The sequence below is a fragment of the Methylorubrum populi genome (genome assembly GCA_036946625.1).
In the GTDB taxonomy this organism is placed as follows: domain Bacteria; phylum Pseudomonadota; class Alphaproteobacteria; order Rhizobiales; family Beijerinckiaceae; genus Methylobacterium; species Methylobacterium populi_C.
Genome location: JAQIIU010000002.1, coordinates 1,712,649 through 1,733,528, shown reverse-complemented (window position 1 = coordinate 1,733,528; position 20,880 = coordinate 1,712,649). Strand labels below are relative to the sequence as shown.

16 protein-coding genes are annotated in these 20,880 nt (G+C 71.3%); 8 read left to right on the top strand and 8 right to left on the bottom strand.

Annotated elements, in window-relative coordinates:
- Positions 1-144: 144 nt before the first annotated feature.
- A complete protein-coding gene (locus PGN25_10130; protein MEH3117925.1) occupies positions 145-2,334 on the bottom strand; it encodes a glycosyltransferase in 2,190 nt (729 codons plus the stop codon).
- Between the two features lie 254 nt (positions 2,335-2,588).
- Here PGN25_10130 and PGN25_10125 point away from each other — a divergent pair, with 254 nt between their 5' ends.
- Positions 2,589-3,227 (top strand): MarR family winged helix-turn-helix transcriptional regulator, encoded by a 639-nt coding sequence (locus PGN25_10125; GenBank protein MEH3117924.1) that lies wholly within the window; start codon positions 2,589-2,591, stop codon positions 3,225-3,227.
- Positions 3,228-3,380: 153 nt separating this feature from the next.
- On the opposite strand, the gene PGN25_10120 is transcribed toward PGN25_10125, so the two are convergent.
- The 5 genes from PGN25_10120 to PGN25_10100 form a co-directional block, all read right to left on the bottom strand.
- Positions 3,381-4,268, bottom strand: a complete 888-nt coding sequence (locus tag PGN25_10120; GenBank protein ID MEH3117923.1) for a hypothetical protein — start codon at positions 4,266-4,268, stop codon at positions 3,381-3,383.
- Positions 4,269-4,276: 8 nt separating this feature from the next.
- Positions 4,277-6,352: a glycosyltransferase gene (locus PGN25_10115; protein ID MEH3117922.1), complete on the bottom strand. Its 2,076-nt coding sequence runs from the start codon at positions 6,350-6,352 to the stop codon at positions 4,277-4,279.
- Complete coding sequence (locus tag PGN25_10110; GenBank protein ID MEH3117921.1) at positions 6,349-8,223, bottom strand: glycosyltransferase; 1,875 nt, start codon at positions 8,221-8,223, stop codon at positions 6,349-6,351. The genes PGN25_10115 and PGN25_10110 overlap by 4 nt, the downstream gene beginning before the upstream one ends.
- Positions 8,223-8,918: a hypothetical protein gene (locus PGN25_10105; protein ID MEH3117920.1), complete on the bottom strand. Its 696-nt coding sequence runs from the start codon at positions 8,916-8,918 to the stop codon at positions 8,223-8,225. Before PGN25_10105 ends, PGN25_10110 begins: the two co-directional genes overlap by 1 nt.
- Positions 8,919-9,117: 199 nt before the next feature.
- Complete coding sequence (locus PGN25_10100; protein MEH3117919.1) at positions 9,118-10,503, bottom strand: M20/M25/M40 family metallo-hydrolase; 1,386 nt, start codon at positions 10,501-10,503, stop codon at positions 9,118-9,120.
- Positions 10,504-10,795: 292 nt separating this feature from the next.
- Here PGN25_10100 and PGN25_10095 point away from each other — a divergent pair, with 292 nt between their 5' ends.
- The 7 genes from PGN25_10095 (at position 10,796) to PGN25_10065 (ending at position 16,942) form a co-directional block, all read left to right on the top strand.
- Positions 10,796-11,320 (top strand): (2Fe-2S)-binding protein, encoded by a 525-nt coding sequence (locus PGN25_10095; GenBank protein MEH3117918.1) that lies wholly within the window; start codon positions 10,796-10,798, stop codon positions 11,318-11,320.
- Positions 11,317-12,333: a xanthine dehydrogenase family protein subunit M gene (locus PGN25_10090; GenBank protein MEH3117917.1), complete on the top strand. Its 1,017-nt coding sequence runs from the start codon at positions 11,317-11,319 to the stop codon at positions 12,331-12,333. Before PGN25_10095 ends, PGN25_10090 begins: the two co-directional genes overlap by 4 nt.
- Positions 12,334-12,342: 9 nt before the next feature.
- Positions 12,343-14,604, top strand: a complete 2,262-nt coding sequence (locus PGN25_10085) for a xanthine dehydrogenase family protein molybdopterin-binding subunit (GenBank protein MEH3117916.1) — start codon at positions 12,343-12,345, stop codon at positions 14,602-14,604.
- Positions 14,605-15,029: 425 nt separating this feature from the next.
- A complete protein-coding gene (crcB, locus tag PGN25_10080; protein ID MEH3117915.1) occupies positions 15,030-15,398 on the top strand; it encodes a fluoride efflux transporter CrcB in 369 nt (122 codons plus the stop codon).
- Positions 15,399-15,480: 82 nt separating this feature from the next.
- Positions 15,481-16,161 (top strand): M15 family metallopeptidase, encoded by a 681-nt coding sequence (locus tag PGN25_10075; protein ID MEH3117914.1) that lies wholly within the window; start codon positions 15,481-15,483, stop codon positions 16,159-16,161.
- Between the two features lie 170 nt (positions 16,162-16,331).
- The gene (locus tag PGN25_10070) at positions 16,332-16,619 is read left to right on the top strand and encodes a hypothetical protein (GenBank protein MEH3117913.1); all 288 of its coding nucleotides are present in this window, start codon (positions 16,332-16,334) and stop codon (positions 16,617-16,619) included.
- Positions 16,616-16,942: a hypothetical protein gene (locus PGN25_10065; GenBank protein ID MEH3117912.1), complete on the top strand. Its 327-nt coding sequence runs from the start codon at positions 16,616-16,618 to the stop codon at positions 16,940-16,942. The genes PGN25_10070 and PGN25_10065 overlap by 4 nt, the downstream gene beginning before the upstream one ends.
- A gap of 40 nt (positions 16,943-16,982) precedes the next feature.
- Here the strand turns inward: PGN25_10065 and PGN25_10060 are convergent, their stop codons facing one another.
- Both PGN25_10060 and PGN25_10055 read right to left on the bottom strand, forming a co-directional pair.
- Positions 16,983-18,422, bottom strand: a complete 1,440-nt coding sequence (locus PGN25_10060) for an acetamidase/formamidase family protein (protein MEH3117911.1) — start codon at positions 18,420-18,422, stop codon at positions 16,983-16,985.
- 107 nt (positions 18,423-18,529) lie between these two features.
- On the bottom strand, positions 18,530-20,863 hold the full coding sequence (locus tag PGN25_10055) for an NADP-dependent malic enzyme (GenBank protein ID MEH3117910.1): 2,334 nt from the start codon (positions 20,861-20,863) through the stop codon (positions 18,530-18,532).
- Positions 20,864-20,880 lie beyond the last annotated feature (17 nt).

Genomic DNA, 20,880 nt, shown 5'->3' with positions numbered 1-20,880 from the left:
AATGGCGAGGCAATCCAGAAGCGCGACGGCGCCGGAAGGGGCGTTCGAGCGTCCGCGAAGCGATCCGGGCACGCGGCGCCTTTCGGTTTCGCGCCATGGAGGACCGGCCCGCGCCTGGGGGCATCCCGTGATCGAACGTCGCCATCATCGCCACGCCTCTACCATGCGCCGCGCGGCTGCCGGAAACCGTTCGGCGTCGAGTTCGAAGGCCGGCGGGCGGATGCCGAAGGCGTCGGGATAGTACGGGTCGCAGGCGAGCCGCGCGCCCCAGCGCTTGCGGAAGCGGGCCTGCTCGGCGGGATCGACGGTCGGGATGCGGTTGCGGCTCTCGTAGTGATGCAGGGCCGCATCGGCGCAGTAGACCGTGCGCAGGTCCCGCTCGCCGAGCCGCAGGCACAGGTCGATGTCGTTGTAGTTGATCGCGTATCCCTCGTCGAAGCCGCCGACCGACTCGAAATCGGCTTGGCCCACCATCATGCAGGCCCCGGTCACGGCCAGCACGTTGCGGTTGGCGAGGCTGGAGCCGTGATAACCGGGATCGTCGCCGGGAAAGCCGCGGCGGACATGGTCCGGCAGGCCCTCGCCGAACACCACGCCGGCATGCTGCAGGCTGCCGTCCTCGAACAGCAGCTTGGGGCCGACCGCGCCGACGCCGGGAATGGCCAGCAGCGCCAGCATCGCCTCGATCCAGTCCGGCGTGATGCAGGCGATGCCGTCGTTGAGGAAGATCAGCACCGCGCCCGTGGCCGCCTTCGCCCCGAGGTTCATCTTGGCGGCGACGTTGAAGACGGGGTTTTCCCAGGTCACCGGGCGTGCGCCGAACCGCTCGACCGCGGCGCGGGTCTGCGGGCGCAGGTCGCCGTTGTCGACCGTCACGATCTCGACGGCCTCGTAGATGCTCGTCGCGCGGATGCCGGCGAGGCAGGCGGCGAGCAGGTCGACGCTCTTCCCGCCGACGGTGCTGTCGTGCCCGGCGGTCGGGATCACGATCGAGACGCGCGGGCGCGCCGCGAGCGTCCGCCTGAGGGCGAAATGGCCGGGAGCGAGCGCGCGGACGGAATCGAGCCCGCCGGTGCGGTGCGCTCGCCCGGAGAGAGCCCGGGCGGCGGCTTCCGGATCGATCGCATCGCCGCGGCGATGGCAGAGCACCTGGGCGACGTGCCCGACGCGCCTCGTCCGCTCGGTCAGGCGCAGGGCCAGATCGTAGGCCGGCGCGCCCTCGCTCTCGGCGGGAAAACCGCCGACGGCCCGCACCAGGGACGTGCGGGCGAGGCTGAACGGGCCGGTGTAGAAGCCGGATTCCAGGGTCTCGGGCGACCAGTCCGGCTTGAAGTGCGGATCGCGGCGCTCGCCGCCGGGGCCGATCCGATCCTCGTCGGCATAGAGCATGTCGAGGCCGGGCTCGGTCGCCAACCGCCGGACGAAGGCGAGCAGCGCGTGGGGCGCCAGCCGCGCATCCGGCTCCAGCAGCGCGACGTAGGCGCCGCCCGCCCGCGCCAGGCCCGCGTCAAGGGCGGCGGCCGTGCCGCCGGGCGGAGGCGGCAGCAGGTGCAGCCGCGGCTCTTCGGCCGCGAGCCCGGGCAGGGCAGCCGATGGGTCGGCCACCAGCAGCAGCTCCCAATCCGGGTAGCTCTGCGCCGTCAGGCTCGCGAGGGCTTGCGCGAGGGGCGCCGGATCGATCGTGCCCGCGGCCATCAGCACGGAGATCAGCGGGCGCTCCGGCAGGGCCGCGAGCCTCGCGGCGCAGGCCTCGGCCGCGGCTTGCGCCGGCGCCTCCACCGCTGCGATCCAGGCGGCGTAGCCGGGCGGCGGGCGGCGGGTCTGCGCGGCGCGGGACAGGCGCCGCCGGATCTCGCCCGGCGGCACGCTGCGCAGCAGGCCGAACGCCCGGCGCAGCAGGCGCAAGGGGCGGCGCTCCTGCGGCGGCAGCCGCTCCAGGATCCTGCGGGCCGAGAGGAGGCCGGCCTCGATCCGCCCCGCCGGCTCGACCCGCACGGCGTCGAGCCGGAACCGGGCTTCCGCCCCGGCGACCTCCAGGCGGAGCGCGCGGGTGCCGGGCGGCATGCGGATCAGGTCGTCGGTGCCGGCCTCGCCCGGGCTCAAGCGGTAGCGGCGCGGCTCGGTCTCGCCCTCCGCCTCGACCGCGAGCACCGGCCGTACGCCGTCGGGGCGGCAGCGGACGCGGATGCGGGTGCCGGACAGGGCCGCCACCGCCGCCCCGGGGCCGAGGGCGAGGACGGGATCGGGCCCGGTCACGCTCCAGGCGCCGTCTTCCGCGACTCGGCGCAGGTCGCGCAGGGGATAGAGGCCCAGCGCCTCGCGGCGCCTCACCATGATCGCTCGCTGTCTCGGGGTCGGTCGAAGCTCATGCGGCACCGGAATCCACCAATTCCGCCGCGCCGTGAAGCCGTCTCTCGCATGATCCGTATCTTGCCGGCCCGCTCGCGATACCACCATCGATCTTTGTCATCTAAGTTTCATCGCGACCCGTCAGATGCTGTCGCGCGGGTGAGCCTGAGAGTCTGCCCGTGGTTGAGCGTTTTTCGGACCGTGTTCAGGCTCGCGCGTCCGCGAAGGGAAACCGGATCATGTCGGCGGCAAACGAAGCGGTCGCCGTGTCGGCGCACGGCGAGGCCCTCGGACAGCCGGGCGGCCGAAGCGGGAAGGAGAGCAAGGCCGTCAAGCGGCTGCGCCCCCCGGCGGCCAAGAGCGTCGGCTGGGCTCTGGTCCAGGCCGCGCGGCTGCATCGCGCCCGGGTCGGCGACCGGCTCGCCGCGCTGGACCTGTTCGCCGGCCAGGAGCAGGTGGTGCAGGCGCTGGCGGCGGCCGGCAGCATGACCATGGGGGATCTCGCCGCGACGCTGCGGGTGCGCCCGCCGACCGCCTCGAAGACGATCTCGCGGCTGGCCGCCCTCGGCTTCGTCGAGCGCCGGGCCGAGGCCGGCGACGGGCGCATCGTGCGCGTCCGCCTGACCGAGACGGGGCTGGCCAAGGCCGCGGCGATCGAGCGGATCTGGGACGAGGTCGAGGCCGAACTGCTCGAAGACTTCGACAACAAGGAGCGCCGCCGCCTGCGCAAGCTGCTGCGCCGGGTCGCCCGCAACCTTGCCGAGGCCGCCGGGGTGGACGGTCACGACGAAACCGACTCCGAGATCGACGGCGAAGCCGACGACGAGGAGGAGGCCCTGCTCGGCCCGGGCGCCTCCGACGCCGTGGTGCGCTCGTAGGGCATTCGCGTCGTCGCAGCCGCTTAGGTCATGGATGACGCGCGTGCCTCTCGTTCGGCCTGCGTCGCGGTCCAGAGCGCGACGCCAGCCGGATGAGGTTTGCGAGCGGCCCGACACCCTTCGCCGGCAGGATCGCGAAGCCGAGGCCATGTGTCAGCCCGCCGGCCACGCCTCGCCCTTCGCCAACACCCGCGTGGCGAAGGCGCCGCCGGGAAACACCGCCGCCACGCCCGGCCGCTTGAGGCGCAGGTCCCAGGCTCGCACCTCGGCGTAGCGCAGAGTCACGGTGCGGCCGTCGCCGGAGCAGGAGACGAAGCAGCGCTCGAAGGCGAGGAGCTGGGTCGGCATCGGCGGATGCGGGCCGTCGCCGGTGTCGATCTCCAGCGCCACCGCCGCCTGCCCGCCCGTCTCGAAGGCGCGAAAGGCGTCGAGCAGGGCGTCGTACTCGATACCGTCGACGCAGAGCTGGAGGCAGAAGCGCGGGGCGAAGTCCGCTCCTGCATCGAGGGGGCTCTCCCGCAGCAGCGTCAGGGCGAAGCGCCCGCCCTCCGCCTCCGGCAGGGTGCGGACGTGATCTTCCGCCACGCCGTCCAGCGCCCGCAGGCGGTCGGGTTCGATCGGCGAGGGCGCAGCCTCGCGGCCCTCCGCCCGGCCGTCGTTGCGGAAATGCAGGAGCGGGTTGATCCCGGCCGCCACCACGTCGGGGTAGCGGGCGAGATAGAGGCCGGTGCTGAAGGCGGGGCTCGGATCGAGGCCCGCGGCGGCTCCGGTCCGCAGATAGTGGCGCAGGGGATCGAGCCGGGTGCGGCCGCTCTGGCGCCTGTAGAAGGCGGTGTCGAAATCCGCGTTCGGATTGCGGTCCCGGCGCGCGCCGAACCACGCGTAGTGCAGGAACGGGTCGAGGCCGCTCCGCGCCACGCCCGGGTTGCGCGCGCGGTAATAGGCGGCGTCGAACAGCTTCGGGACGCGGCCGATCACGGCGCGGCGCAGGAGGCCGCTGCCGAGGCCGACGAGGCGCGCGAGAGGGGAGGGCGCGCTCATGCCACCACTCATGCCACCACCTGCGCCTCGCACAGCCCGCGGATCGCCCCGGCGAAGGCGGCGGCGTCGCAATCCGCGGCGATTCTTTTGAAACCCTCGGCCCGGACCGCCTGCCACAGGGCGGCGTCCTCGTGCAGACGCACCAGCGCCTCGGCGAAGCCGTTCGGATCGCGCCAGTCGCGTGCGAGGAAGCCCTCGCCCTCCTCCCAGCCGACCTGATCGGCGAGGATCGGCGTGACGACGCAGGGCAGCCCCTGCGCCGCCGCCTCGTGGACCTTGTGCGGGATACCGGCGGCGAAGCGGGTGGGCGCCAGGAACACCCGAGCCGCATCGAGATGGGGCTCGGTCCGCGGCACCCGGCCGGTGACCCGCACGCCCGCCTCGCGGGCGTAGCGCTCGCGGATCTCCGGCGCGATCCCGCCGACGATTGCGAGGGTCGCGCCGGGCAGCCGCGTCTGCACGAGCGGCCAGACGCTCCCGAAAAACCAGTCGAGGGAATCGACGTTGGGCTGGCCTTCGCGGGCGAGCGCGCCGACGAAGACGAAGCCGGCGCGCTCGGCGAAGCCCGGCGTCGGCGCCTCGGGCCGCGCCAGGGCGTGGCCGAGCACGGTCGGGTTGCAGGCGGCGTAGCGGGCGAGCACCCGCGCCTCGGCCGGCGACACGCAGACCACCGCGTCGGCGAGCCCGAACAGCCGCGTCTCGCGCGCCGCCTGCCACGCCAGATCCGCGGCGACGGCGCCGCCCTGCGTGGCGGCCTCCGTCACGAAGTCGCGCAGGGCGAACAGCGCTTCCGAATCGAAGATCACCCGCGAGCGCGCGAAGCCGCGCGGATCGAGCCCGGCGGCGTGGAGCGCCTGGGTCACGAACAGGATGTTGTGCGGCCGGCTCACCCAGAGCACGTCGTAGCGGTCGCGCCGCTCGGCGATCAGGCGGCCAAACCCGTCGTCGCCGCTCGCGTAAAAGATCTCGATGCGCTCGTCGAGGTCGCGGTAGCGCCGGTGCTCCTCCGCATCCGCCTCGTAGTTCGGGAAGAAGGTGACGGCGTAGCCCAGGTCCGCCATGGCGTTGAGGATCGCGTTGGCCCGCGGCAGGCCGGCGCCGAGGTCGAGATGCGGCACCCGGTCGTCGACGTAGAGCACGCGCAGGCGCCAGGGATCGTGGTCGAGGAGGCCGCTCCCCCGCGGCTGCGGGCCCTGCTCGAACAGGCTGGCCCGGTGCCGGTCGAGGAAGCGGGCGCGGTTGCGGTCGAGCAGCGCCTCCACGTCCTCGCGGCGGGCGCTGGTGGCGTTCTCGTAGTGGATCGCGGTGGCCCGCGGCTGCACCAGCACCCGCCGCCCGGCCTGATGGCAGCGCAGGCAGAGATCGGTGTCCTCGAAATAGGCCGGCGCGAACAGTGGATCGAAGCCGCCCAGGTCTTCGAACAGCGCGCGCGCGATCATCAGCACGGCGCCGGAGACGTAGCCGACATCGCGGGTCGCGGCGTGCTCGGGGGCGAACGGGTCCGTGTGGCCGCGGCCGTGCGGATGGGTGAGCCCCACGTCATCGCGAAAACCCGCGCCGGATTCCTGGAGGACGCCGCCGGGAAAGACGAGGCGAGCGCCGACGATGCCGGTGTCGGCATGGTCGCGGAAGGTGGCGACCATGGCCGCGAGCGCGCCGGGCAGGAGGTCGACGTCGGGGTTCAGGAACAGGATGAAGCGCCCGCGCGCCCGCGCCGCGCCGGCATTGCAGGCGGGGCCGAAGCCGGTGTTGGTCGCGTTGGCGATCAGCGTCACGCCGTCGAGGCGGTCGTAGAGGGCGCGGGTCTCGGGCGCGGAGGCGTTGTCGACGAGCACGACCTCGAAGCTGACGTCGGCCAGTGTCTGGCTCGCGCAGAGTCGGTACAGCGTGAGCGCCAGGAGGTGACGGGCATCGCGGGCGACGACGACGATGGAGACCTCCGGCGCAGGCTGCGGCGCGAAGGCGAGGCGCACGCCGTTGCGGAAGATCGCGTCCCAGATCAGGGCGGCCTCGGCGAGCGCGGCCCGGCGGCCGGTGCCGGGATCGACGGTGTCGAGCAGGGGAACGGCGGGGGGCTCGCTCATGGGGCGGAGGCTTCCTCCGCGAGGGCGATCCGGCCGATCCCGTCGTCGGTGAGGAACAGCAGGCGCCCGCCGCCCTCCGGGAGCGGTCCCGCGGCGCGCAAGGACAGGCTCGCCGGCACCGGGGCGGGCAGGCGCCCGGTCCGATCCGAATAGGTGCGGATCGCGCGATGGTGGAGCGGCGTGACGCGCTCCAGGCGCAGTTCGCTCGCGCGCTCGCCCGCGATCAGGAAGGCGGCCGCCGGGTGGGGGCCGTTGACGAGCACGCCGGGCAGGAGCGTCGCGATCTCGACGCGATCGCGCGTGCGGCCGACGACCCGCCCGTCCGTCTCCCAATCGGCCTGGATGTCGGCGAAGGCGCGGGCGAGCGCGGTGCGGGTTTCGGAGGGCAGTTTCTTTTCGCGCACCCACTCGGGCGCGAGGGCGACATCGAGCGCGCCGAGGTCGGGCGGATCGCCGACGGCGGACGCCTCCGCGCGGGCGAACCAGCGCTGCCGCTGCGGCGCGTAGACCTCCGCCGTACCGCGACCGGGGCGCCGCTCCGTCGCGACCAGCACGCCGCGATCGGGGTCGCTCGCGGGCAGGGAGCGGGCGGAGGTTTCGCGGGTCAGGACGAGGCCGCCGCCCTGCATGACGATCGACGCCGCCGCATCCGGGTTGGACATCCCTCTCCCCGCGTGGGGCGAGGGGGGAACACGTCCATGTTCGTGCGAACCGAGAAGCCCGATCAGCTCGGCCTCCGCCGCCAGCGCGACCTCCGCGTAGTGCGCGTAGAGCGCCTCGCTCGCCCGTGTGAGCCGCGCCAGCGCATCCCGATCGCGCGCGACCTCCAGCACCGCCCGCTTCACGGCTTCCGCGTCGCGGCAGCGATGGGTCGGCTCGCTCGGTTCGAAGCCCTCCAGGCCGATCTCCGTACCGATGACGGGCCGGCCGAAGGACAGCGCCTCGCCGACCTTCATCTTGAGCCCGGAGCCCATCAGCATCGGCGCCACGACGAGATCGGCCTGCGCGTAAAAGTCTTCGAGCCGGTCGAGATAGCCGAGCAGCCGCACGCCGGGTTCCTCGACCCCGTGCAGGCTGCGGCAGATCTCGCCGGCGACGACGAGCTCCGGCCGCTCCGGCGTCCAACCCTCGCGCCAGACCCGGATGAAGCGGCCGATGGAGAACAGGTTCGGGTCGTTGCCGTGGCCGAGGAAGCCGATGCGCGCCACCCGCTCCGGCACCGCGAAGGGTGTCTGCGCGGGAAAGTGCGGCGGCAGCAGCAGGACGCGGCTGTCGGTGGCCTGCGCGAAGGATCGCGCTTCGGCCGCCTGGATCGCCAGCACGACATCGGCCCGCGACAGCCCCTCCGCCTCGCCGGCCGCGTCGGTGTAGAAGAAGTTCGGCTCGGCGCGGAACGGCCGGTACTGGGCCTGGCGGCCGGCAAAGCGGTCGTGGGTGTCGATGAGCGTCGTCACGCCGGGCGGCACCCGCTCCAGGGCGCGCGCGAGGAAGGCGTAGTTCACCAGCACGGCGCCGGTCGCCGGATACCGCGAAAAATACCACGCGACGAAGTCTCCCACCTCGTCGGGACACCATTCGTCGATCCCGAAGGCATGGGAGCGCGTCTTGAGCGGGATGAGCGTGTCGGCTTCGATCAGGAAGACGTTCCGAAAAGTCCGCTCCATCGCCAAAAGATCGGTCGGCGGGTGCTGGCCGAAGCGGCGGTAGACCTGATCCTCGTGGGCGTAGTAGGCGAGGTCGATCGCGAACCCACCGCGGGTCAGCGCCTCGCAGGTGGCCGCGAGCCGGCGCCGGTTGCCGGCGCCGGCGGGCGCCGCCGGCATCGGCGCGAGGACGAGGATCGCGGGCTCGTCCGTGATCGCTCCCGACATCAGGAGACCCCTGTCAGCGCGGTGAAGCCGTGGGCGTGGAGCGCGAAGGAGCGCTCGGGCAGGCCCTCCGGCGCCGCGCCCCAGAGGGGGGCGAGGGTCAGCCGCTGGCGCGGATGCGGCTTGAGCCCGAGGGATGCGCGCACGACCCGGGCGCAGCCCCAGCCCGCGCGCACGCGAAACAGCAGGCCGTGCGGGATCGCGGTGCCGCCGAGGGTCCAGCCGCCGGCCTCGTCGGCGAGGGCCGGCGCATCCTCGGCGACCGGAAGCGCGGCGACCGCCGCCTCGAAGAGGCCGAACAGGCGCCCGAGCGGCGCGAGGCCCGACGGGCCGGCGGAGAGCAGCGCCCGGGCGAGCAGGGCCCGCTCGGCCGCGCCCAGGGCCTCCGCCGATGCGGGTTCCGGATGCACGGTGAGGTCGCGGAAGTGGGTGGCGACGGTCAGGCCGCCGCCGAGGGCGAGGCCGTCCGCTTCGAGCGCCAGCAGGCCGGTCGGCCCTCCCCGCGCCCCGGCTTCGAGCCCGGCGAAGGCCCAGGTCACGAGCCGTACCCCCTCGGGGGCCGCGACGTCCAGGGGGATCGGCAGCGAGGGCGGCAGGGGGAACCGGAGGACGAAGGCGCCGGGCGCGGCCTCGACGAGGCGGCCGGGGATGGGGGCGCCTGTCGCGCCTGTCGGCGGCGAGAGCGTGGCGCTGCTCATGCCGCGGGGCGTCCGGCTTGGACGAACCGGCGATTTCCCACCCGCGCCCTCATCCTGAGGTGCCGCGAAGCGGCCTCGAAGGATCGTCCAGGAGTCGCGCGGGAACCGGAAGATCTTTCGAGGCTCCTTGCCGACGCAAGGGGCACCTCAGGATGAGGAGAGAGGGTTGGAATCCCCGCTTTCATCGATGTCGCACCGCTCACGCTGCCGCGAGGGCCGACAGAATCCGCGCCCAGGAGCGCGTGCCCTTGTGGAAGCTCGTCAGCTCGTACTTCTCGTTGGGCGAGTGGATGCGGTCGTCGTCGAGGCCGAAGCCGATCAGCAGGGTGTCGAGGCCGAGGATGCGCTTGAAGTCGCCGACGATCGGGATCGAGCCGCCGGCGCCCACCGCCACCGCCTCGCGGCCCCACTCGGCCGAGAGTGCTCCTTGCGCCGCGGCGAGCTGCGGCATGTCGTAGGGCAGGGCCACCGCCCGCGAGCCCTTGTAGCAGATCACCTCCACCGAGCCGTCGGCGGGCACGCGCTCGCGCACGAAGGCCTCGAAGGTCCTGGCCAGCGTCTCCGGGTCCTGGTCGTCCACGAGGCGGAACGAGACCTTGGCCGAGGCCTGGGCGGCGATGACGGTCTTCGTGCCCTCGCCGGTGTAGCCGCCGACGATGCCGTTCACGTCGCAGGCCGGGCGCGACTGGATCAGCTCGATCGGCAGGCGCCCGCGCTCGCCCGCCGGTTCCTTGAGGCCGATGGGCCCCAGAAACTTTTCCGCGGTGAGGCCGAGCCCACGCCATCGTTCCAGCAACTCGGGCGGCGGCTCGCGCACGCCGTCGTAGAAGCCCGGCAGGGTCACGCGCCCGTCCGCATCGTGCAGGTCGGCCAGGATCTTCGACAGCACATGGATCGGGTTCGCGGCAGCACCACCGAAGAAACCGGAATGGAGGTCGCGGTCGGCGCAGGTCACCTTGACCTCGAAATAGGCCAAGCCCCTGAGCGAGGTGGTGATCTGCGGGGTCTGCCGGTCCCACATGCCGGTGTCGCAGACGAGCGCCACGTCGGCCTTGAGCCGGTCGCGGTTGGCCTGCACCCATTCGGGCAGCCCCTGCGAGCCGTTCTCCTCGGCCCCTTCGATCAGGATGGTGACGCCCACCGGCAGGTCGCCGTTCATGGCGAGATGCGCCCGGCAGGCCTCGACGAAGGTCATCACCTGGCCCTTGTCGTCCGAGGCACCGCGGGCGACGATTTTTTTGGAATCTCCCGTCCCGTCGATGCGCGGCTCGAAGGGCGGCGTCCGCCAGAGATTCAGCGGATCGACCGGCTGCACGTCGTAATGGCCGTAGAACAGCACGTGCGGCGCGCCCGGCTTCGGGCGGTGCGCCAGCACCACCGGATGCAGCGAGGTCTCCTCGACGCTGGTCTCGAAGCCGAGCGCGGTGAGATTCCCTTCGAGCCACTGCGCCGCCTCGCGGCAATGGCCGGCATAGGCCGGGTCGGTCGAGATCGAGGGAATGCGCAGCCACGCGAACAGCCGCTCCAGGGAATTGTCCAGATCGCGGTCGATGTCGTTGAGGACGGGATCGAGTGCGTCGGCCATGGCGGCTCCTCGAGGTCGGCGTGCGCGGGAAGCGTTAGCCGAGCTTCTCGTCTCACGTAACCCCGCCCGGCCGGGAAGCGCGCCCGCGCGCCTCTCCGGTCCGTGATCGAGCTGCGGTGCCCCCTCCGCAGGGCAAGTGGAACAGGGCCACCTTGGAATGGTTATCGACACGACCCGGCGCGGGCCCCCGAGCCCGCGTCCTTCCCAGACGCGCTCCTCGCCCGGCCCCTCGCGACACCGACCGTGCCGCGTTTCGTCCGTGCGGGGCCCGCGCCTCATCACGGATGAAACCATGCTCATCGACAGCGGTTCGCCCGGTGCCGTCGGGACAATCGGCATCACGCTCACGATCAACGGCGAGCGGCGCGCGCTTCAGGTCGCGCCCTGGACCACGCTGCTCGACCTCCTGCGCGAGCGCCTCGACCTCACCGGCACCAAGAAGGGCTGCGACCACGGCCAGTGCGGCGCCTGCACCGTGCTCGTGAACGGCACCCGCATCAATTCCTGCCTGACGCTTGCCGTGATGAAGGACGGCGCCGAGATCACCACGGTCGAGGGGCTCGCCACGCTCGCCCGGCGCGAGGGCAAGAACAGCCTCCACCCGATCCAGGAGGCCTTCGTCGAGCACGACGCCTTCCAGTGCGGCTACTGCACGCCGGGCCAGCTCTGCTCCTCGGTCGGCCTGATGAACGAGGGGCACGCCAAGACGCGCGACGAGATTCGCGAGGCGATGAGCGGCAACATCTGCCGCTGCGGCGCCTACACCAACATCGTCGATGCCATCGAAGAGGTGATGCACCAGGGAGACGCCCGATGAACCGCTTCGATTACGTCCGCCCCGGCACGGTGGCGGAGGCGGTGCAGGCGCTGGGCGGCGACCCGGCGGCCCGATTCATCGCCGGCGGCACCAATCTCATCGACCTGATGAAGTACGATGTCGAGCGGCCGGGCAAGCTGATCGACATCACCCGCCTGCCGCTGGACAAGATCGAGGAGCGTGACGGATCTTTGCGCATCGGCGCGCTGGTGACCAACGCCACGCTCGCCTACGACGCCCGCATCCGCGAGCGCTACCCGCTGCTCGCCGACGCGATCCTGGCCGGCGCCTCGGCGCAATTGCGCAACGCGGCGTCCACCGGCGGCAACCTGTTGCAGCGGACCCGCTGCTACTACTTCTACGATACGGCCACGCCCTGCAACAAGCGCGAGCCCGGCACGGGCTGCTCCGCCATCGGCGGCGTCGACCGCATCCACGCGATCCTCGGGACGAGCGACAAGTGCATCGCCACGCACCCGTCCGATATGTGCGTGGCCCTCGCCGCGCTGGAGGCGACCGTGCAGGTAAGCGGGCCGCAGGGCGACCGCGCCATTCCGTTCAGCGAGTTCCACCGCCTGCCGGGCGACGAGCCCTCCAAGGACACCAATCTCGGGCCCGGCGAGATCATCGTCGCCATCGACCTGCCGGAGAAGGGCTTTGCCGGCCGTCACCACACCTACCTGAAGCTGCGCGACCGGCTCTCCTACGCCTTCGCCCTGGTCTCGGTCGCCGCTGCGCTCGAACTCGACGGGCCGACGATCCGCACCGCGCGGCTCGCGCTCGGCGGCGTCGCCCACAAGCCGTGGCGCAACGCGGAAGCCGAGACCCTTCTCCAGGGCAAGCCGGCGACGCGGGAAACCTTCAAGGCGGCAGCCGACCTGATCCTCCGGGAGGCCAGGGCGCAATCGACCAACGGCTTCAAGATCGAGCTGGCGCGCCGCGCCGTCGTCCGCGGCCTGGAGCAGGCCGCCGCCGGCACGCCCCAGTCCCAGTCCGACAAGCGCATCCAGTAAGGAGCAGCCATGACCGTTCAGATCAGCACGGCGGCGGGCCGCGACCGGTTCGTCGGCAGCGCCGTCAGCCGCGTCGACGGCCCGGCCAAGGTCACCGGCCTCGCCAAGTATGCCGGCGAGTTCGCCGCCCCCGACCTCGCCTACGGCGTGGTCGTGTCGAGCGCCGTCGCCAAGGGCCGGATCAAGAGCATCGACGCCTCCGCCGCGGAGGCGGTGCCCGGCGTCGTCAAGGTGATCACCCACGCGAACCGCCCGGCCACCTCCGACGACCCGGAGGATTACCAGGACGCGGTGGCGCCCCCCGGCGCGCCGTTCCAGGCGCTGGCGAGCGACAAGATCGTGTTCTCGGGCCAGCCCGTGGCGCTCGTCGTCGCCGAGGATTTCGAGACGGCGCGCCATGCCGCCTCGCTGGTCCGCGTCGATTACGCGGTCGCCGCGCCGCAGACCGACCTCGCGGCGCAGGCGGGCGTTTCCTACGACCCGCCGACGAAGCGCTCCGGCATCAAGCCGCCGCCGGAGCCTTGGGGCGATGCGGCCAAGGCGTTCGACGGCGCCGAGATCCGCGTCGGCGGCCAGTACCGGATGGCCGACGAGCACCACAACCCGATGGAGCCGCACGCCTCCACCGTCGTCGTGGAGAAGGACGGCACCTACACGGTCTACGACAAGATCCAGGGCGTCGCGAACACCCACGACTACATCGCCGGCGCCTTCGGCCTGAAGCCGGAGCAGGTGCGGGTCCTGAACCCCTATCTCGGCGGCGGTTTCGGCTCGGGCCTTCGCCCGCAATACCAGCTCTTCCTGGCGATGCTCGCCGCAAAAGATCTCGGCCGCTCGGTGCGCGTGACGCTGACCCGCGACCAGATGTGGTCCTTCACCTACCGCCCGGAGGCGCTCCAGACCGTCTCGCTCGGCGCCGACCGGGACGGCAAGCTCACCGCGCTCAAGCACGACGCGGTGCAGGGCACCTCGGCTTACGAGGATTACCAGGAGGTCGTCGTCAACTGGTCGGGCGTGCTCTACGCATGCGACAACGTCGCGCTCACCTACAGCCTGGCCAAGCTCGATACGCCGACGCCGGGCGACATGCGCGCCCCGGGTGCGGTGACCGGCGTCTACGCCATCGAGACGGCGATGGACGAACTCGCCTACGCCACCGGCCGGGACCCGATCGAACTGCGGCTGAAGAACTACACCGATCACGACCAGACCGAGGACAAGCCGTTCGGCTCCAAGGCGCTGAAGGATTGCTTCCGCCAGGGCGCCGAGCGCTTCGGCTGGAGCCGGCGCACCCCGCAGCCGCGGTCCATGCGCGAGGGCCGGGAGCTGGTCGGCTGGGGCATGGCGACCGGCATCTGGGAATCGATGATGATGCCGTCGAGCGCCCACGCGGTGCTCACCGCCGACGGCCGGCTCGAGATCGGCAACCAGACGGGCGATCTCGGTACCGGCACCTACACCATCCTGACCCAGATCGCCGCCGACGCCCTCGGCCTGCCGCTGGAGCACGTCACGGCGAAGCTCGGCGACACCCGGCTCGCGAAGGCGCCGGTGGCGGGCGGCTCGTGGACCGCGGCCTCCTCCGGCACCGCCGTGATGAAGGCCTGCCGCGACATCGCCGAGCAGGCGTTCAAGCTGGCGCGGGGGCTTGAGAACTCGCCGCTCGCCAACGCCGATTTCGAGCGCGTGGTCTTTTCGGATGGCCGTATCGAGTTGGCGGGCGACCCGTCGAAGAGCGTTGCCCTGGCCGATGTGATGAAGGCCGCCGACACCGAAAAGCTGGAGGCGACCGGCGAGGCCGCGCCCGACAAGGATTTCGCCAAGCGGTACGAGGCCTACACCCACTCGTCGATCTTCGCGGAGGTGAAGATCGACGAGGAACTCGGGCAGGTGCGCTGCACCCGCGTGGTCTCGGCCATCGCGGCGGGCAAGATCCTCAACCCGAAGACCGCCCGCAGCCAGATTCTCGGCGGCATCGTCATGGGCATCGGCTCGGCGCTGCACGAGGAATCGATGCTCGACCACCGCATCGGCCGGTTCATGAACCACAATCTCGGCGAGTACCACGTGCCGGTGAACGCCGACATCCACGACATCGACGTGATCTTCGTCGACGAGGAGGACAAGGCGAACCCGCTCGGGGTGAAGGGCCTGGGCGAGATCGGCATCGTCGGCGTGGCCGCGGCGATCGCCAACGCGGTCTTCCACGCCACCGGCAAGCGCATCCGCCACCTGCCGATCACGCCGGACAAGATCGTCACCGAGGGCTGAGGCCGACGCCCCGCGGGGAGGCGAACCCCCGGCGGCTTGTCGGCCGGCGGGGGTTTTTCGGTGTCGATCGTCGGGGCGGACGTGGCGTTGCTGGATCGCTTGCGCCGAGCATCGCAATGACGGAGAGGGTCACCCACACCGTCCTTGCGAGGCGAAGCCGTGGCAAACCAGGGCGCGCCCTTTCCGGACCTGTCGTGCCCTGGATCGCTTCGCGGCCGCTCGCGATGACGGCGTGGGGCCAAACCCGAAGCGATCGATCGGAAACGGCATCATCCGCCGGCAGCGTCGCGACGCCGAAGCCATCCGTCGGCGCAGGCAATACATGGAGACCGGCACCGCGCGGGACGCCGGTGTCCATCCTGTGGGCCGACGCGCTAAAATCCTGCACGCAGGTTCTCTCCCCCATCCTCTCCGGGTCCCACGCCTTGAACACCCTCCTCGTCTTCCTCGGCGCCGGCCTCGGCGGCGTGATGCGCCACGGGGTCAATCTCGCGGCCGTCCGCCTCGGCTCGAACCTCCCGTGGGGGACGCTCGGCATCAACGTCGTCGGCTCCGTGCTGATGGGCTTCGTCGCCGGCTGGTTCGCCCTGCGCGGCGGGTCGCCCCAGGTGCGCCTGTTCATCGCCACCGGAATCCTGGGCGGCTTCACCACCTTCTCGACCTTCTCCCTCGAAGCCTTCACCTTGATGCAGCGGGGCGACTGGGCGGCGGCGCTCGCCTACGTGCTGGTCTCGCTGCTGGCGGGCATCGGCGGGTTGGCGCTGGCGCTGATGGTGATGCGCCAGGTGCTCTGACGCGGAACGGACGGTCAGCGCCTGCCCCTCGTCCACGACATCCGCGTCGCCGAGTGCCGCGCGAATCCAAGGCCACCGCCTCATGTTCCCACGCAGCGGAATCCTGCTCCTGGGCGTACTCGCCGCCTCATGCCCGCGTGCGGTATCGGCTCTCCCGGAAAACCCCTTCGTCGACGCCGCCCGGCTCGTGCCGGGCCTCCGCCTCGACATGCGCTACGCCGGCTCCGACAACTTCGTCGGGCGCCCCATCGCCGGCTACGAGGCGCCCCGCTGCCTGCTCACGCCGCCCGCGGCACGGGCGCTGGCCCGCGTGCAGGTGGCGCTCGCGCCCGAAGGCCTCGGCCTCAAGGTGTTCGACTGCTACCGCCCGCTCCGGGCGGTGGCCGATTTCGCGGCCTGGGCCCGCGATCCGGCCGATACGCGCATGAAGTCCGCCTACTACCCGCGCATCGACAAGGCGGACCTGTTCCGCCTCGGCTACATCGCCGAGCGCTCGTCGCACTCCCGCGGCTCGACCGTGGACCTGACGCTGGTGCGCCGCGCCGACGGTGCCGAGCTCGACATGGGCACGCCCTTCGACCGGTTCGACGAGGCCTCGGCGACGGACTCGTCCCGTGTCGGCCCGGAGCCGGCGCGCAATCGCCGTCGCCTGCGGGACGCGATGATTCGCGCCGGATTCGCCCCCTATGCGCAGGAATGGTGGCACTTCACCCTGAAGGGAGAGCCCCATCCCGAGACCGCCTTCGACCGGCCCGTGCGCTGAGCCGGCAGTGTGTCGCCTCGCCAAGCCGAGATGCGGCAGCGGCTTTTTCGGACGCGTCGAATTCTTCTAAATCGACACTGCAATCGTGACACAACATATGTCGATTAAAGTATTTCCAATATTTTTGGAAAGTCTTGCACAATAACGGCGGATGGCGCCATGATGAACACATGGCGCACATTTTCATGTTTCCAAACTCTTCCCACGGCAGCTCCTGGCCATCCCCGGCCGATACGCTGTCTTCCGTCCGCGGCGGGCTGGGCGGCCTCGCCGCGACGTTGGCCGCCCTCGACGTCCTGCTCGACTCCTTACGTCTCGCGTGGTGGGACGGCTCCTCCCTCGCTCTCAGCCGGGGCGGGCTCGAATCCCTGGTCGGGCTGGAGCCGGGCGATGCGACCTTGCCCCGGTCGGCGGCGGTCGAGGCGCGGGCGAGGGGGGGCGCAGGAGGGCGGGCATGAGCATGGGTCTCGTCATGGCCGCGCCCGACGCCGCCGAGCGCCACGCGCAAGGATCTCTCGAACGGGCGCTCACCGTGGCCTTCTGGCAGGCGCTGCAGCGGGAGCCGATGCACGTGATGGCGGCGCTGGAAGCTGCGGCCCGCACCGTCGGCGCGCTGTACCGGCAGGTCGCCGCCGCCCACGGCCCGGACGGGCCCTGCACCTGCGGCTGGGAGCCCGATCCGGAGGCCGATCTCATCGTCCTCGAAGCGATGCTGGCCGCCGCCCTGTCCGGTCCGGCCCACACGGACCTCGCCGACATGAGGCCGGCCGGACGGGCCTGATCCCGGCTCCGGCGCGCCGCACGAGGCGGAGCGGCTGCGATCAGGCCGATCGTTCGGAAAAGATCGCCTTCTTGACGATGGCGTGGACGCCCCAGTTGCCGTCGACCACCTGGGTGATGCCGAAATCGACCGCGACCGACATCAGCGAGATCGCCTCGTCCTCGGTCAGCCCCTTCGCGTGCATCAGGAACCGGCGCATCTTGCGGAAGGCGTCGCGCATGGCGAGGTCGATCGAGGAGTTCCGGAAGATCGCGTTCTGCGCGTCCGCCCCGAGATCCTTCAGGTAGTTCGGGTAGCTGAAGCCCGAGAGCACCCAGTCCTCGCTCGTTTCGATCATCGGGAAGTCGAGGACCTCCAACGAGGTGCCGGCGAGATCCGATTTCTTGTGCAGGATGAACTGGAAGGTGCCGGTGAGCGAGCACTCGATCGCCGTGCCGCAGAGTTCCGAATCGCCCTGGCTCGCATGGGGATCGCCCACCGAGAACAGCGCGCCCGGCACCGCGACGGGATAGTACAGCGTCGCGCCCTTGCCGATGCGCCAGTTGTCGATGTTGCCGCCGGTGTAGCTCGGCGGAATCGAGTTCACCATCTCGGCCTCGGCGGGCGCCACGCCCATCGTGCCGAAATGCGGGCGGATCGGCACGCGGATGCCCTTCAGGACGTCGAAATCGCGCTTGGTCTTCGTGTGATCGACGGCTAAGCCGGGATAGTCGATCGTCGGGTGCTCCAGGCCGGTCGGATCGGTCACGCCCGGCCAGGGGAAGCTGTAGACGGCCTTGGCCCAGTCGCGCTCGCCGCTCGCATCGACCTCGTAGATCGTGACGACCTCGCGCTTACGTCCCTCCAGCATGTCGTTGTAGTGGTAGCCCCACCACGCCGCCGCGTTGCTGCCGAAGGTCAGGCCCTTGAACTTCGGGTTGGCCGAGGGGCGCGGCGCCACGTCGAGGATGCGCACCTCCAGCACGTCGCCGGGCTCCGCCCCGCGGACCGCCACCGGCCCGGTGCAGATATGGACGCCGAGCCCGCCGCCGGGCCCGAGCTTGGAATCCTCCGGACCCGCGCCGCGCCGGGGAACGCCCTTCCGCTCCTTGGTCCACAAAAAAACGCTCTCGGCGCCCGGATCGCCGGTCACCATGCGCTCGGCGTCGTCGTTGGCGTGGTGCGTCAGGGTCTCGATGGTCACGAAGTCGCCCGAGGCGATCTCGACCTGGGGCTTGAGGGTCTTCGAGAAGTAGCCCCAGTGCACGGTCTCGGCATGGGCCGGCAGGTGGTAGTGCGCCGTCTGCTTCAGCCGGCTCGCACCGGTCCGGGCCAGCGCCGGGCTCACCAGGGACAGGCCGCCCGCGGCGAGCGCCGCCGCGCCGCCGCCGGCGACGAAGCCGCTCTTCAGGAAGGCCCGCCGCTCCGGCTCCATGTCGCGCCGATAGCGCAGGCGATGCTCGGCAAAGGCGGTACAGGTCGGATCGTCACCACGGCACATTGCAGACTCCACGGGCGTTCAACGCGTGGCTCTGAATGCAAAATGACCGCCAAGCTTGGAGCCCAACTCCCTTCTCGGAGCAGGGGCGGGCTCCACGTCGTGAAAGGCTATTCCGAGAGCGATCCCGCGCCGGGCTCGGCCTCCGGCACGGTCTCCTGTGTCGTCCCGGCCTGCGCCTCGACGACCGCCGCAGCGGTGACGTTGACGATGCCGCGGGCGGTGACCGACGGCGTCAGGATGTGGGCGGGCTTGGCCGGGCCGATCAGCAGCGGGCCGACCGGCAGCGCGTCGGCCAGCACCTTGGCGAACTGGAAAGCGATGTTGGCCGCGTCGAGGTTCGGGAAGACGAGGATGTTGGCCGCGCCCTTCCAGTTCGAGCCCGGCAGCACCCGGTCGCGCACGAGTTCGGACAGCGCCGAATCCGCCTGCATCTCGCCGTCGGCCTGGAGCTGCGGGGCGCGGGCCTGGATCAGTTCCAGGGCCTTGCGCATCTTCTTCGCCGAGGCCGAATCCGACTGGCCGAAATCGGAGTGGCTCAAGAGCGCGATCTTCGGCGTCAGGCCGAAGCGGCCGACATGGCTCGCGCAGGCGATGGCGACGTCGGCGATCTCCTCCGCGCTCGGGTCCTGGCGGACATGGGTGTCGGCGAGGAAGAAGGCGCCCTTCTGCGTCACGATCAGGCTCATGCCGGCGAAATCGAGCGAATCCGGCGAGAGCCCGATGATGTCGCGGATGACGCGCAGCCGCGTCTCGAACCGGCCCTCCAGCCCGCAGATCAGGGCGTCCGCCTCGCCGCGGCGCACCGCGAGCGCGCCGATCACCGTGTTGTTGGTGCGCACCAGCGTCCGGGCGAGATCGGGCGTGATGCCGCGCCGCCCGGCGACCTCGAGATAGGTCGAGACGTAGGCGCGGTAGCGCGGATCGTCCTCGGGATCGATCAGGTCGAAATGCTCGCCCGGCCTGAGGTCGAGGCCGAAGCGCTTGATGCGGGTCTCGATCACCCGCGGACGGCCGACCAGGATCGGCCGGGCGACGCGATCCTCGGCCACCACCTGTGCGGCGCGCAGCACCCGCTCGTCCTCGCCCTCGGCGTAGATGACGCGCTTGGGGTCGTCCTTCGCCTTGGAGAAGAGCGGCTTCATGATGAAGCCGGAGCGGTGCACGAAGCGGTCGAGCGATTCCGCGTAGGCCTGGATGTTCTCGACCGGCCGGCCGGCGACGCCCGAATCCATCGCCGCCTTGGCCACGGCGGGGGCGATGCGCAGGATCAGGCGCGGGTCGAACGGGCTCGGGATCAGCGAATGGGGCCCGAACGGCCGGGCCTCGCCGCCATAGGCGCGGGCCACCACGTCGGAGGGCGCCTCGCGGGCGAGCGCCGCGATCGCCTTCACCGCGGCCTTCTTCATCGCCTCGTTGATCGCGTGGGCGCCGACATCGAGCGCGCCGCGGAAGATGTAGGGGAAGCACAGGACGTTGTTGACCTGGTTCGGAAAGTCCGAGCGCCCGGTGCAGATCATCGCGTCGGGCCGGCGCTCCTGGGCGAGGTCCGGCATGATCTCGGGGTACGGGTTGGCCAGCGCCATGATGAGCGGCTTCTCGGCCATCTTCTCCAGGTACTCGGGCTTGAGCACCCCGCCCGCGGAGAGGCCGATGAACACGTCGGCGCCGGGGATCACCTCGGCCAGCGTGCGCGCCTCGGTCTCCTGCGCGTAGACGTCCTTCCAGCGGTCCATCAGCTCGGCCCGGCCCTTGTGGACCACGCCCTTGATGTCGGTGACCGTGATGTTTTCGCGGGTGGCGCCCAGCGAGACGAGCAGGTTGAGGCAGGCGAGGGCCGCCGCGCCCGCGCCCGAGGTGACGATTTTGGCGTCGGAGAGCTGCTTGCCGGCGAGTTCCAGCCCGTTGAGGACGGCCGCTGCGACGATGATCGCCGTGCCGTGCTGGTCGTCGTGGAAGACCGGGATGTTCATCCGCTCGCGGCAGCGCTCCTCGACCTCGAAGCACTCGGGCGCCTTGATGTCCTCGAGGTTGATGCCGCCGAAGGTCGGCTCCAGCGAGCAGACGACGTCGACGAGCCTGTCGACGTCCTTCTCGTCGACCTCGACGTCGAACACGTCGATGCCGGCGAACTTCTTGAACAGGACCGCCTTGCCCTCCATCACGGGCTTCGAGGCGAGCGGGCCGATGTCGCCGAGGCCCAGCACGGCGGTGCCGTTGGAGAGCACGGCGACGAGGTTCTGGCGGATGGTGAGGGTCGCGGCCTCCTGCGGGTCGTCGTGGATCGCCATGCAGGCGGCGGCGACGCCGGGGGAGTAGGCGAGCGCGAGGTCGCGCTGGTTGCCCAGCGGCTTGGTGGCCTGGATTTCGAGCTTTCCGGGTTTCGGCAGCCGGTGATAGACGAGCGCCCCGGACTTCAGATCCTCGGACATATTGTCGGCCATGGCGATGCCGTCCTCTT